9 protein-coding genes are annotated in these 14334 nt (G+C 34.6%); 2 read left to right on the top strand and 7 right to left on the bottom strand.

Annotated features, from left to right (window positions below):
• Window positions 1–114: 114 nt before the first annotated feature.
• Genes M0M44_RS22050 through M0M44_RS22020 form a run of 7 tightly spaced genes read right to left on the bottom strand, consistent with a single transcriptional unit; the run spans window position 115 to window position 8853 of the window.
• Window positions 115–1266 carry a DUF2931 family protein gene (locus M0M44_RS22050; protein ID WP_248727660.1) on the bottom strand — a complete coding sequence of 384 codons (1152 nt, stop codon included), beginning with the start codon at window positions 1264–1266 and terminating at the stop codon, window positions 115–117.
• 18 nt (window positions 1267–1284) lie between these two features.
• Complete coding sequence (locus M0M44_RS22045; RefSeq protein WP_248727659.1) at window positions 1285–2427, bottom strand: DUF2931 family protein; 1143 nt, start codon at window positions 2425–2427, stop codon at window positions 1285–1287.
• Window positions 2428–2445: 18 nt separating this feature from the next.
• Window positions 2446–3606, bottom strand: a complete 1161-nt coding sequence (locus M0M44_RS22040; RefSeq protein ID WP_248727658.1) for a DUF2931 family protein — start codon at window positions 3604–3606, stop codon at window positions 2446–2448.
• Window positions 3607–3624: 18 nt separating this feature from the next.
• The gene (locus M0M44_RS22035) at window positions 3625–4776 is read right to left on the bottom strand and encodes a DUF2931 family protein (RefSeq protein WP_248727657.1); all 1152 of its coding nucleotides are present in this window, start codon (window positions 4774–4776) and stop codon (window positions 3625–3627) included.
• Window positions 4760–6694, bottom strand: coding sequence for a phospholipase effector Tle1 domain-containing protein (locus M0M44_RS22030; protein ID WP_248727656.1), 1935 nt, complete (start codon window positions 6692–6694; stop codon window positions 4760–4762). Before M0M44_RS22030 ends, M0M44_RS22035 begins: the two co-directional genes overlap by 17 nt.
• Window positions 6695–6697: 3 nt before the next feature.
• Entirely contained in the window at window positions 6698–7039 is a 342-nt protein-coding gene (locus tag M0M44_RS22025; protein ID WP_248727655.1) for a hypothetical protein, read from the bottom strand.
• 5 nt (window positions 7040–7044) lie between these two features.
• On the bottom strand, window positions 7045–8853 hold the full coding sequence (locus tag M0M44_RS22020; RefSeq protein ID WP_248727654.1) for a type VI secretion system Vgr family protein: 1809 nt from the start codon (window positions 8851–8853) through the stop codon (window positions 7045–7047).
• A gap of 482 nt (window positions 8854–9335) precedes the next feature.
• On the opposite strand from M0M44_RS22020, the gene M0M44_RS22015 reads away from it, so the two are divergent.
• Both M0M44_RS22015 and M0M44_RS22010 read left to right on the top strand, forming a co-directional pair.
• Complete coding sequence (locus tag M0M44_RS22015; RefSeq protein ID WP_248727653.1) at window positions 9336–12428, top strand: DUF6493 family protein; 3093 nt, start codon at window positions 9336–9338, stop codon at window positions 12426–12428.
• Window positions 12429–12433: 5 nt separating this feature from the next.
• Complete coding sequence (locus M0M44_RS22010) at window positions 12434–13762, top strand: SWIM zinc finger family protein (RefSeq protein ID WP_248727652.1); 1329 nt, start codon at window positions 12434–12436, stop codon at window positions 13760–13762.
• Window positions 13763–14334 lie beyond the last annotated feature (572 nt).

Below are 14334 nucleotides of genomic sequence, written 5' to 3'. Positions count from 1 at the left end.
TGCGCTTGAGGCTTAATTTATTCGGGTACATAAACTTAAGTGTTCACGAGCGGGACGATCTCGCTAGTAGGGGCAGGTGACATCTAAAACTGCACAAAACTGTTTCTCATAACTCTACTTTTCTTGCCAATAATCTAATTCTGGAAACTCAAGATGTTCTCTGCCTTCCCATTTTGGAAATACAAAACCTTTTGGGAGAGAGTATTCCGGAGCCATTAGTTTTTTGAGAGATTCATTATAAACCCCAAGCTGAAAAGACATTATCTTATCCTGCTTTGATTTATTGACTAAGTAAATATCTCCAATAACTTTATCTTGAGTATCTTTTTCTATTGATATAATCATTCTATCAAACTGGCTAGAATTAATTTTTTTTTCTAAGTTCTGAGGCATAATAATATCGCCATTAAACCACCTTGATTCATCCTGTGAGTACCATTGGATGTGGATTTGTACCGGAAGTTTTTTCTTTTTAGAAAGATGATCAGAATTTTTTGGATAAGAAACAAATCTATATTTCCAAGGCAAAAAACTCGATTTATTGTCAACTTGAAATAAACTGCCGTCCTTGGTATAAAAAGTTAATGCAAATTTGTATTCTTCCTCACTTGAAAAACCTATATCATAATCATATTCTTTTTCTCCTTTTTCCCAAACCGAATACGGAATGCCATGAATTTTCCAAAAAAAACTTGATTCCTTAAATGCTTCAGATATAGTACGATGTTCAGTTATATATTTATTATATTCTGTATCATTTTCTTTCCATACGCCCTTGTTTTCTGTTTTAAATTTGCATATTTCTGTACTGCCAGTTCCTCCCTGCATCCAAATGGTAACATTTCCACCCGGAGCCATTCCTGCCACTATCAGACTGTATTCTTGTCGATTACCATATGAATCTATCGCCTTTGTTTTAAACAATTCGAGCATTTTATTTCTGGGTAATTTACTTCCTCCTTCGTAAGAATATCTATCAACTCCACAAATCCATTTTACAGCGATGCTATCAGGAACTGTCTTGTATTTATCACCTCCAACATAACCTCCGCTTGTAATTTCCCAGCCTGGATTAATTCCTACACCAGAAGAAGCTCCAGCAATGCTTTGGCCTTGATAAAAATATTCTACAAAGGGTCCAGTTGCTCCGTAGTGTTTTGGTGCAGAGAAACCTGCATTCCAGCTAAAGGTATCTTTAGACTGACAGCTAATGGCTATAACAATAATTAAAAAGGAGTGTAAAAAAACTTTAACTTTTGGGTACATATATTTCTCTTTTGTAAATTACTTTTCTTGCCAATAATCTAATTCTGGAAATTCAATAGGCTCTCTGCCTTCCCATTTAGGGAATACGAAATCTTTGGGCAAAACATATTCTGGAGACAATTGTTTTTCTAATTTATAATCATATTTACCTAGTTTAAAAATCATAATTTCCTTTTCTTGGTTTCTCCCTTTTAGTAGTAATTTGCCATATACAGCATCTTTATGCTCATCTTTTTCAATGCTAATTAGTAATCTACTATAAAGCCTCGTTTTTAAAAAATCTTCAAAATTTTGTGGTAAAACTATTTTGCCATCATACCACTGTCTTTCTTTATAATTTTCTTCATCGGTATACCATTGAATATTCAATTGAACAGGAGATTTATGTTTTTTTTCAATAGCCTTTTTTGTTTGTATTTCATTCTTCTCCCAAGGTATAAAAGAATTAAGTTTATCTAAAGAAAACCATGATCCTTCCTTCGTAATAAATGTTAGATGATAACCATAAGTAAAATCTTTGCTAGAAAATCCAATATCATATGGATATTCTTTTTCTCCTTTTTCCCAAACCGAATACGGAATGCCATGAATTTTCCAATAAGCAAGATAATTGCCCCATGACTTTATATCTTTTTTTTTGTAATCATCATCTATATTTTGATCCTCTTCCCCTTTTAAAATTTTAAATTTTGCTATTTCTGTAGTGGCATATCCGCCCTGCATCCATAGAGTTATATTACCGCCAGGAGCCATTCCGGCAACAATTACACTATAGTCGTTTTGATTACCATAAGAATCTATCACTTTTCTTTTAAACAATTCGAGCATTTTGTCTCTGGGCAATTTGAATCCGCCTTTATAAACTAAGTTGTCAACTGAACATACCCATTTTACTGCCATGCTATCTGGAACTGGTTTATATCGATCACCTCCAACATAACCTCCGCTGGTAATACCCCAGCCTTGATCTGCACCTGTCCCAGAAGAAGCCCCTGCAATGCTTTTTCCCTGATAAAAATATTCTACAAAAGGAGCACCCGAAGGGTAGTTTTTTGGACCAGAAAGACCTGCATTCCAACTAAATGTATCTTTAGGCTGACAGCTACAAAATAAACCAATGATTAAAAAGCAGTATAAAAAAAATCTAACTTTTGGGTACATATATTTCTCTTTTGTAAATTACTTTTCTTGCCAATATTCTAACTCTGGAAATTGTATTTTCTCTCTGCCTTCCCATTTAGGAAATACGAAATGTTTAGGTAAAGAATATTTTGAAACTTCGTATTTCTTTTTTCTATTCTTTTCTACATTTAATTTTGCTGCTCTGAATTTCATTATTTCAATTTTTTCTTTAAAATTTTCAAGCCATATCCTTCCAAATGTATATAGTTTATTTTCCGAAACTTTATCCATTCCTACAGTAAGAAATATATTATTGCCGTATCTTTTTTGAAATTCAATAAATTGATTCTCTAGATTACTTGGCAGTACAATTTCAGCTTCGTACCACTCTTGATCATTTTGCGATATCCATTGAATATAAAACTGTATAGGAAGTTTTTTAGCTTTTGCAACTTGTAGCTTTACATTCTCATTCCATTTTAAGTATGGAATCGGATCTTCATTTGAATATATTATACTGCCATCTTTGGTGTAGCCAGCAATGGCTATACTATAACCTTTTTTATCTTCTTCTTCAGTCGTAAACCCAATATCATATGGATATTCTTTTTCTCCTTTTTCCCAGACAGAATATGGAATGCCGTGAATTTTCCAATAGGTAAGATAGTTACCCCATGACTTTATTTCTTTTTTTTTGTAATCATCATCTATATTTTGATCCTCTTCCCCTTTTAAAATTTTAAATTTTGCTATTTCTGTAGTGGCATATCCGCCCTGCATCCATAGAGTTATATTACCGCCAGGAGCCATTCCGGCAACAATTACACTATAGTCGTTTTGATTGCCATAAGAATCTATCACTTTTCTTTTAAACAATTCGAGCATTTTGTCTCTGGGCAATTTGAATCCGCCTTTATAAACTAAGTTGTCAACTGAACAAACCCATTTTACTGCCATGCTATCTGGAACTGGTTTATATCGATCACCTCCAACATAACCTCCACTAGTAATGCTCCACCCTTGATCTGCACCTGTTCCAGAAGAAGTCCCTGCAATGCTTTTTCCCTGATAAAAATATTCTATAAAAGGTGCGCCCGAAGGGTAGTTTTTTGGACCAGAAAGACCCGCATTCCAACTAAATGTATCTTTAGGCTGACAGCTACAAAATAAACCAATGGTTAAAAAGCAGTATAAAAAAAATCTAACTTTTGGGTACATATATTTCTCTTTTGTAAATTACTTTTCTTGCCAATAATCTAATTCTGGAAATTCAATAGGTTCTCTGCCTTCCCATTTTGGAAATACAAAACCTTTTGGAAGCGAGTATTGTGATATTTCAAAATCATTTTTTTCTAAATTGAATTTGGCAGCCCTAAATTTCATTATTTCTGTTTTTACCTTAAAGTTTTCAAGCCATATCCTTCCAAATGTGTATGGTTTATTTTCAGAAACTTTATTCATTCCTACAGTAAGAAATACATCTTTACCATATTGTTCTTGAAATTTTAATAGTTGTTTATCTAAATTAGTTGGCAAAACAATTTTTGATTCATACCATTCCTTACCATCACTTGAATGCCATCGTATCCAAAATTGTACAGGAAGCTTTTTACCTTTTGCTACTTGTAGCTTTACATTCTCATTCCATTTTAAGTATGGAATCGGATCTTCATTGGAATATATTACACTGCCATCTTTGGTGTAGCCAGCAATGGCTATACTATAACCTTTTTTATCTTCTTCTTCAGTCGTAAACCCAATATCATATGGATATTCTTTTTCTCCTTTTTCCCAGACAGAATACGGAATGCCATGAATTTTCCAATAAGCAAGATAATTGCCCCATGACTTTATATCTTTTTTTTTGTAATCATCATCTATATTTTGATCCTCTTCCCCTTTTAAAATTTTAAATTTTGCTATTTCTGTAGTGGCATATCCGCCCTGCATCCATAGAGTTATATTACCGCCAGGAGCCATTCCAGCAACAATTACACTATAGTCGTTTTGGTCCCCATAAGAATCTATCACTTTTCTTTTAAACAATTCGAGCATTTTGTCTCTGGGCAATTTGAATCCGCCTTTATAAACTAAGTTGTCAACTGAACATACCCATTTTACTGCCATGCTATCTGGAACTGGTTTATATCGATCACCTCCAACATAACCTCCGCTGGTAATGCTCCACCCTTGATCTGCACCTGTTCCAGAAGAAGTCCCTGCAATGCTTTTTCCCTGATAAAAATATTCTACAAAAGGTGCGCCCGAAGGGTAGTTTTTTGGACCAGAAAGACCCGCATTCCAACTAAATGTATCTTTAGGCTGACAGCTACAAAATAAACCAATGGTTAAAAAGCAGCATAAAAAAAATCTAACTTTTTGGTACATATATTTCTCGTTTATAAATTACTTTTTCATCTTTTATAATCGGTTCAACAGGCTCATTGATAAAAACATAGTCAGATAAAAAATGATGATCTCCTGTTTGCACTGTTAAAAAATCATTTTCTAAACCGCCATAATGTGCCGATAAGTGAACGTAATTATGATGTATGTGTTTGTAGATCTCGTAGTCTATCTCGTAGGTTGAATTTTTGTCTTTGTTTTCTTCTTTTGAAGCAGCACGCATAATTTCCAAATATTGTCTTAATGTATCAAATGCTGCAGTTTCGGGAATTTCGTATTCAAATTTATATGGAGGCTTTGGAGAAGCTTCATCGTAATTTTTAAAGAGTGGCACATCGTTTTCTATTGCCTTTTCGAGCATAAGCTGCATGGGTACCAGCGAATACTTGTTTGAAATATATCTAGAATCTTTTAATACATAATGATCTGAATTTTTGGTTTGATAAACTTGATAAATGGGGTTGTTTGAGATGGTTTTCCCTTCATCAGGAAAATCATTGGACGCTTTTAACTCTCTATGGGATACGCCTGTTTCCATAGAATTTGGCGAAATGCTGGTTTCGGTAACGTGATCGTAGGTATTTACAAATTGCAGCTCTTCATTAGTGCAGATAAATCTGTCTGTGTAAAATTGCTTAAATTTCTCCATTTGGCTTAGGGCTTTTGTATTGCCAAGCGGTACATCAAAATAACTTAGTACAGGCTCATAATGGGTTAACTCTGCATACCCACCGCCTATATCAGAGTGAGAACCTATCATACCTAGCGTATAACCTTGTTCTGAAGGGGTAAAAGCAAAGTTTTTTCTCCATTCTGTAGATGCTTTTATATGAAAAACTTTGCCTATCTTGAGGTTTCCTATATTGGTTTTTATTTCTGGCAATGCTTCCTGAGCCAAAGGAGCAAGACTTAGATAAGGTATAAGTGGCGAGCCAAGCCCTAATTTGTAGCCCATATTTTCTTTTACAATCATATCGGATATTACAGTGTCAAAAAGACCTAAAAAGCGAATTTCGATTTTGTAGGTTTCTCCCACAGGCATATGTCCTTTTGCACTTAGCTCAAATCCTAATTTTCCTCCGGCATGTTTATCGATTATTTTTTTTCCGGAGGGTAGAGGGTATTTATCATAAGGATCATTTATCATTTCATTCCTGTATGTGGCTTCTTTCATCACTTCGTTGCAAAAATGCCTTGCCGCAGCAGCCCCTCTGCTAAAACCAAATACATCAATCACAATTTTATTGATTTTTCTGTCTTTGGGTACAGCACTAAATTGGTCTTGTACTACTTTTTCGATACCCTCATGTACACGGCTTATTACGCCCCAAGTATCTCTGGCTAAACCTGAACCCAAAAGATCATCTGGCTTCCCTTGTTTTGTACCAATGCCTTCCACGTATTGCTTAAGAATTATATGTTTGCCATATTCGGGATAGTTTTTTTTATCTTCGTAATCCTTTGTTGTAATGGTTTTATATAAATCAAAAAGTTTGGCAATATTCGAATAGGGATTCCAATAGCTGTCACGATCTGTAATTTTTACTTTAATTTTTTTACTTTTTTTATCCTGATCTTCTACTGTAATTTCTGTTTCTTTGTTAGAAGGAATATCTTTTGGGTCTATTCTGTCGGTATTATTTTTAATTTTAGAGTAATACATGCTGTCAGAATTAAAACGATTGTTTCCAGTGCCATCAAAAAACATTCCCAAGTAGACATTTATGGAGTTTTCGGGCTGTTTTGGGACATATTTTTCTGGTTCGCCATAAGTATAATTTTCAGCAAAATAATCAATACGTCCGTTTGAGTTGTGTTCAATTCCTCCTTTGGCATAAACTCTGGAAGTTCCTCCAGTTTTTTCTATTATGTTTCCTTTTACTCTAATATATTCTGACATAGTTTATTTTTCTTCGGTTATGGTATAGGTTAAAAAATCTATAGCATGAAACTGCCCATCAGCATAAAAGGTTTTGTTGGCAATTTCTTCTATTTGTTCTTTTGGCATCATGATAATGAGACTGCCATCTGATTTTCGAATTTCATCGCCCATTTTTTCTAATCTAAAAGGCTCAAAATTAATTCGGATATGACTGGCATGATTGGTCATGTGGTTTCCAAAAGGATCGCTATAACTGACATTGCTGTCTTTCAAGAAAAAATGAGCGCCGTTTTTAGAGTTGTGAAAACTGTAATTGGCAATGTTTCCCATTATGGTAATACCACAGATTGTTTTTATTGCCATCTTAATTAGTTTTGTCTTGTTTGCTCACTACTGTTGTTTTTGATATCCTTATTAGAGTGAAACTCATGTCCAATTTCACTATGTGTAACTATTCTATTTTCAGAAGCGATATTTCTATCTTTTTTTACTTCTGAGTTAGAGTTGCCATCAATATTGATATGATTATCTCCACCAATATGTAGTATTTTGTCCAATCCGACACTAGTGTCTAAAATTCCTCCAATACTTGAAGTTTTATTTAGTATTGCTGTTTCAGAGATATTAGTTCCAGCTGCATAAGTAATGCTTTCACTTGCTTCAAAAACAATATTTTTAGCGCGTATTGTAACTGTTTCAGGAGAGGTCACATTAATGCTTTTTGTTTCTTCATTCATATGCAATTCATTCCCGCTTGGGTCAGAAAGCCAGATACCCACTTTTTCAATAAACTTGAAAAGCTGTCCAAAAGGGAGTTTCCATCCTTTAATTCGGTTTTCGGCATCAAAGAAATCGGGCATTTCTTTTCCGTTGTAATAGGTGCCAGAAACATACGGGCGTTCTGCATTGCCGCCTTCAAAACTCACCTGAACTTCTTCTCCAATTTCGGGTCTGAAATAAAGCCCTTTTCCAGAACCGGAGTAAGGCTGAACCACACGCATCCAGTCGCTTTTACTTGTCCAGCCGTTCCAGAAGAACTCCACTTTTATGCGCCCCATTTTTTCAGGGTCGTTATTGTCAATTACTATTGCGGGCTGGCTTTCGGCGGGAGCAAATACATTTACGTCTGTATAGTGCGGCGCTGCCACATCGGCTGGAATTGCTTTGAATTGGCAGGTGTAATTTCCGTTTACTTCAGAGCGGTGTACAATTTCAACTGCCAGTAAATGATGCTCTACGTTCTTGTTTTCAATAGAAAAAGTCTGCCCCAAACCTATAGGCAGATAGGAGGTGCCGCTGTAGAATATGCTGTTTGCATCTCGTGCAGCGGTCTGCATTTTCACCATTTCGTCAATTTCCTCTTTATTTTGGGCGTTGCTGGTATACGCGCCGTTTTCAAGTCCGGGTCTTACAATGTAAGGCTGCTTAAAGACGGCAAGCGATGCAAATCGGTCTCGGCTTCCTTCGGAGGTTTTTTCTGCACCATTTTTTATGCGTGCAGCGCTGTTATAATCATAGCTGCTGAAAGAGGTTTTATGCGAAACCAAGCTGGCCTCGATGCTAAAGTTATGGAGCGATGATTCGTTTATAAGCTTTATGTCGGTGTTTTTAATCTGGCCAAACTGCATGCGCATTCCGTCAAAATAAAACCATTGGGCGTAGCGTGAAGAAAGGCGTTTAAGAAAATCAAAGCTCGTTTCGTTGTACTGGGTTTTAAAACTGAATTCCTTTGTATAAGTTGGAGCAATGGCTTCCCTCTGGTAAAATTCTCCTGAACTTTCTTCGGCAAAAATCTCCAGTCCGATCTGCTGGAGGCTTTTCTCGCGAAAGATTCTGGATTTTGGCATATCATCAAGTGCTATGGTATGGCTTATTCCTGTAACGTGCAGTCCGGCAGGGCTTCCGTTCTTATCGATAGAGCCCAATTTTGTAATTCTTCCTTTAGACATTACACGTATGCCTTTTACCTTAAAGGTAAAAATTACCTCGCTGCCAATGTAACTGCTAATAGCTTTTTCCTGATCCTGCGGAGCAATGATAGGTTTTCCGGTGTATTGCCAAAAGAAAGAAAAATGATGGTGGTCTGCCATTTTTTGAGAAAGCTCAAGATTGTAATAAATCACATTTTGGGTAAAGCCTTCTATCGTGATGTTTACCTGTTCGGAGAATTTTGACATTTTTTAGAAATTTAGATAAGGTTAGTTTGATGCAATAGTTTTGTGATCCTTAATTCTGATATAGAGAAGGATAGTGGGACTTTTTATGTAGTTGGATTTATACTGCTGGTATAGGCGCAGTACTTTTAGTGTGGTATTGGGTAAATTTATATTGAAGAAAAAAATAAAGAATACCCCTAAACGACAAAAAAATATCAGAATAGGGTTTTTGTTGTGTTAGGGGCAAAGTGCTACCAATAAAAACCCAAACCCCGCAAATACCAATTTGCGGGGTATTTTGTTGTCTTCAAATTGTACTTTTAAAACGTAAGATTTTTTAACATTTAAAAGATATTCTTTTAAGAAAAACTTGGTTTAAAATTCTTACTTTACGATTTCGAAAAAAGTCGGCAAAAACAGTATAGGAGCGCGCCAGATCAAGGTTCGAAGATCAAAAAGTATCTTCTTTAGACAAAATAAAACTTATTTACATATAGATTATAATGAAAAAACATCTTAAATACATCGACGGAACTTCGGATAAATTCTGGGAAATCGAAGTCATAGGATCAAATTATACCGTGACTTACGGGAAGAATGGAACATCAGGAACGGTGCAGAGCAAAAGTTTTGGTTCAGACGAAGAATGCTTGAAAATGGCTGAGAAAATTTTGGCCGAAAAAGTAAAAAAAGGATATTCTGAATCTGGAGAAGTAGATATGGCTTCGAAACCAAAATCGGCTAAAACTAAAAACGCAGATGAGGTTATCGAGGAATATGACAGCATTATTAAATCTAAAAAGATTTCTGATCTTTTGCCGTTTCTAAAAGAAAAGTCAAAAGGCAATATTGATGCTTTAAAAAAACATATCAAGAAATGTAAACGCTACTGGATGACATATACCGATTTGTCTAAAGATCCTGGATATGTAAAAAAAGATAAACATGACTATGGGTGGGGACGTCGCGGAGATATGGAGCAAAACAATATTATCACGTTGAGTGCTATTGCATTGTTTGATAAAACAGACATTAATTCGTGGGATGAAGCGCTTCAATTATTAGAGGAAGCAGATAGTAAGCCTTATGTATTGGAAACTTTGCTTTGGGCAAAACCAAACTGGCTTGAAACTTTTATTCTCGATAAAGTAAGAAGACAAGACTGGGTGAGTTTTAATTACTCTATTTTGCGTCAGTTTGAAGAATTGGGATTAATGCAGTTTAATCCAGAATTGTATGCTTTATGTTTGGCAAATATAAACGAATGGCGTACTAAAGTGAAAACTAGAGTTTCTATTGGGAATATTTTAGAAGATAAAATTACGTATCAGAGAGATGTACCAGAATTGTTTAATTACGAAACGATTCTTAATAATATTGCTTTTAGAGATAATGATAAGCAACAATATGACGAATTCAATGCTTGGGCGATTATTTACAAAGAATTACTAGATCAGAAAAAAATGGATCGAGCTTTCTTTTTTGAAAATGCCATCCAGATTCAAACCAAAGAATGGAACAATAACCTGAAATCTTTCTTTAGAAAAAGAATCGAAGAGTTTCAAGCAACAGAAGAGGAATTAATCGTTTTTCAGGAAAATATATTTTCGCTTTTGCACAACGCTTACCCGCCCATTACGAGCTACGGAATAGAATTGGTAAAGAAAATTTACAGTCATCCGAAATTCAAAACCAAATCATTTTTAGAATGGTTGGAGCCCATGATGATGCGAAGCGATTGCAAAGCCGGTATAAAAAGCGTATTGCCAGTTTTAGAAAAAATAAGCAAAGCCAATCCGAAATTAAACAATCAGATTGCTTCAATAATAGCAGATATTTACGTAATCGCTGATCTGACTTTACAGGAACGTGCGAGCAAAATTCTGGTAAAAATGGCTTCTGCGAAAGATAAAGTTCTGAAAGAAAAATTATCTTCATATGCGACTTTAATGCAGGGAAATATCAAATCTGGTTTGACTCAGTTTATGGATGAAGATTCACAAGCTGTTGATGAAAGCGGTTTTGAGGAATATCAATTCGAACCTAAAAAAGAATTATTGCTGACAGAAGAAGTTGAGGTGCCGAAAGACTGGAACGAGATTTTGTTTCAGTTTGGAAATTTTATCGCTTCAGAAGAAGTTCTCGATACCGAAATCCTGATGAATATCTATATTCAGCAGAGAGATTTATTTCCTGCCGATTATAATGCGCAATTACAGCCGTACGAAAAACAATTGAATAAACATTATTTTGAAAGTATTCATAAAAATTTTGTGAGTTCGTTTTTGTCTCAAAAAATAGCCAACATGAATGGTAAATTTGATAGTCAGAAAAAACATTATTCTAAAATTAATACGCCTGCGTTAATTAAATTTTTGTTGGAAAAAGTACAGCAGAAAATCGACTCTAATTCGAAACTGCCAATGCTTTCCTTTCCAAGTCATAAGCCATATTGGGTGGCTCCGAAAGTTTTGTTAGAAAGAGTAATTGCGTATCAGAAAGTAAATGAAGAAATTGACTCTCTAGATTTAGCGATTGCAATTGCCAGAATGCCAAGAGAAAATACCGAAGAAGCAATTCTGTTATTGGATCAAGTTGAAGGAGAATTGAAACCGCTTTTATCATTTTCTTTAGGAGTAGAAGATAAACTGACTATTGACTCTACTTCATTAGTTTCAAAACTTTTAGCTACTTTGGGCAAAACCACAAAAGAAACAGGAAATTTATCTTTATGGGCAGTTGCGGCTAGAACATTTTATCCAGACAGTACATTTTCTGAGTTTGAAAATACGTATTTAAAAGAAGTTCCTTTTGTAGTTTCGCCTTACACGCCAGAAATTAAATTTAAAGAGCAGTGGAACGAATGGACCAATTATCAAACCAAAGAAAAAGAACGATCGCCATCTTGGTATGAACTTCGTTTTGATATGCCAAACTATACCAAAATTCCAAATTATCTGCTTTACAGTCAAGATATCTATACTCGATCAAATAGTTGGGATTACAATTTAAATTACGCTGGTAATACGTATTATTGGCATAGTTTAACACCACAAAATCCTGATGCATTAGCGCTAACTTTACTAAATAACTGTAGAATTACAGATGGTTCAAAACCAGAATTAAGAGGTTTTCTCGATGTAATGAACAGACCAGAATTTAGATTTTCTGACAATGCGCTGATGTTATTTGCCGCGTGTTTTTTTCAAGAGAAAAAAGATTTAAGGTTGTTAGCTTCTGAAACCCTCATTAATCTGGTAGAAAAACAGAGTTTGGATATGGAGAAATTTTCTGAAAAAACGGCATTTTTAGCATCAGAAAAATACGGTGCTTTTGCAAGATTAACAGACGGAGTAATAGCTTTGAAGGATATTTCGCCTTTGCATAATAGTGCGTTGCTTCAGTTTTTTAATGCCTTTTTTTCTAATTTGAGTATAAAAGATAAACTGCCGACAAATTTCAAAAAAATGATAGAAAATTATGTCGATATTTTAATCAAAACAAATCAAAAACCATCAGAAAAAGCAATTGCTTTCTTTGAACAATGGAAAGATAATGCTTCGCTTAAATCATTGGTTAAGCAAATTTTAAAATAAAGAAAATGACAGATTTAGAATATAATTATAAAGGAGTTTCGACATACAGTAAAACAAAAGGCATCAATAATTTGGTTTTGGCCCATCAAACCGAAATTGAAGAAGTCAATAATATTCCCTGTTTTTTCTGGGGAAGTTTAACCGATCCTTATGTAACGGCAAAATGCTGGAGTACGATTGCAAAAGTGGTTCGTTCGAGTTTTGGCCCTATACCGCCAAGTCTTCGTGATCCAATTGTTTCTGCGGGTTCAGAAAGATTGCGCTTTGAAGGATTTTCATCCTGCAACGGAGTTTATATAAGATTGGACATGAAACCTGAAGCCATTGACGGAGAATTTATTGCCAACGGAACCACAAACGTAGATTTCAACGATCCGATGTTGAACGCGCTAAACGCCATTCAGAAAAACGAGAAAGTAACTCTTGCCGTAGGTCAGCAGGACGTTCAAGTTATTACGAGCAAAGCAAAAGTGGTAGAGAAAAAAGTGACTTTGCCAATGCGATGGATAAAAGGCTTAACGAGCGTTCAGTTGTATTTGGCTGAAATGGATTTGAAATTTGAATTGAATAAAATTCAAACCATTCAGTTGTTTCAAAGTCTGCCAAAAGGAAATGTAAAAGGAGATTTCTTTATAACCAAAAGAGCTGGAAAATTTACGTTTTCGACTTTGGCAACTCCAGACAGTGTTAGAATTGGCGGTGTGCAAAGATTACGTTTATTGGAAGGAATTCTGGCGATTGTAGAGAAGATCTTTATTTACGAATCTGATGATAAACAAACCTGTGCGATTGTATGTGAGTTTGGAAAAATGCAGTTATTAATGGCTTTTTCTCCAGATTCATACCGCGGATTTTCAGGCGAAGGAAATGTATTGGAAACGATGACCGAAAATCTGCCAATAGAATGGGTTTACGGTTTAAACAGTTTATTAAAATCAAATGAAATGTTTGATCCAACAGTGCTTTCGATAGAAAATGATATCGACTTTGGAACAATGGATAATCTAACTTCCAATTTGTCTTCAATGGGATTATTGGGTTATGACTTAAGTGAAAAAGCACATTTTTACCGCCGTCTTCCTTTTAAAACGGAACGTATTTTATCTTTAAATCCAAGACTTAAAAATGCCAAAAAGTTAATTGATAATGAAGAAGTAGAAATAACAGAACGTAGAGCAGATTATATTGAAGCCAAAGTAAAAGGTTCTGGCGTGGTGCATAAAGTAATAATTGACAATACTTCTCAAAAATGTACCTGCGATTGGTTTACCGCTTATCAAGGAAAAAGAGGAATCTGTAAGCATATTTTGGCAGTAAAAATGATTATTTCGTAAAACTGAAAATGTTTGTTTTTTAAAATTTTTAGAGATTTTTGTTAAATTATCACAAAATATACTACATTTGTTTCCGTAATAAAAAATAAAAGAAATACATATGACACTTTCAATAGCAAAATATTTTGACCACTTAGCAGGAGAACTTCCGGCTAAAGTATCAGGATGCAATATGTATTTTTATGAAATTAAAATGTAAAATTTAGAGTAAAACTCATCATAAAACAGAAAAGCGTCCTCAAAGTAGGGCGCTTTTTTTGTTTTTAGCCACTTTGACTTTGCTCATTGTGGCCATAAAATTGGATAGAAAGACAATAAAAATGAAAGAATATTAAACCATAACTAAAAAAAACTAAAAAAATAATTGACAAAATGTTTAATGATTAAACCCAATAGCGAAATATAATCTTGAAAAGTAATCTGATGAGTAACAGTCATTTGATAAAAAGAAAAATCTGCAACAGTTTGCGGACAGGGATTTCTTTGGTTTAATTTTACAGTTAACTAATTGATAATCAGTGAAATAATCTTTAAAAATATTTGGAAATATGATTTTTTCGACATTATCTTTG

Source organism: Flavobacterium humidisoli (assembly GCF_023272795.1).
Classification (GTDB): Bacteria; Bacteroidota; Bacteroidia; order Flavobacteriales; family Flavobacteriaceae; genus Flavobacterium; species Flavobacterium humidisoli.
The sequence above is the reverse complement of the archived record's forward strand: the minus strand, read 5'-3'. Positions and strand labels throughout refer to the sequence as shown.

Coding starts and splice junctions, on each gene's coding strand:
- M0M44_RS22050 (WP_248727660.1), bottom strand. CDS start 1,266: ATGTACCCAAAAGTTAAAGTTTTTTTACACTCCTTTTTAATTATTGTT.
- M0M44_RS22045 (WP_248727659.1), bottom strand. CDS start 2,427: ATGTACCCAAAAGTTAGATTTTTTTTATACTGCTTTTTAATCATTGGT.
- M0M44_RS22040 (WP_248727658.1), bottom strand. CDS start 3,606: ATGTACCCAAAAGTTAGATTTTTTTTATACTGCTTTTTAACCATTGGT.
- M0M44_RS22035 (WP_248727657.1), bottom strand. CDS start 4,776: ATGTACCAAAAAGTTAGATTTTTTTTATGCTGCTTTTTAACCATTGGT.
- M0M44_RS22030 (WP_248727656.1), bottom strand. CDS start 6,694: ATGTCAGAATATATTAGAGTAAAAGGAAACATAATAGAAAAAACTGGA.
- M0M44_RS22025 (WP_248727655.1), bottom strand. CDS start 7,039: ATGGCAATAAAAACAATCTGTGGTATTACCATAATGGGAAACATTGCC.
- M0M44_RS22020 (WP_248727654.1), bottom strand. CDS start 8,853: ATGTCAAAATTCTCCGAACAGGTAAACATCACGATAGAAGGCTTTACC.
- M0M44_RS22015 (WP_248727653.1), top strand. CDS start 9,336: ATGAAAAAACATCTTAAATACATCGACGGAACTTCGGATAAATTCTGG.
- M0M44_RS22010 (WP_248727652.1), top strand. CDS start 12,434: ATGACAGATTTAGAATATAATTATAAAGGAGTTTCGACATACAGTAAA.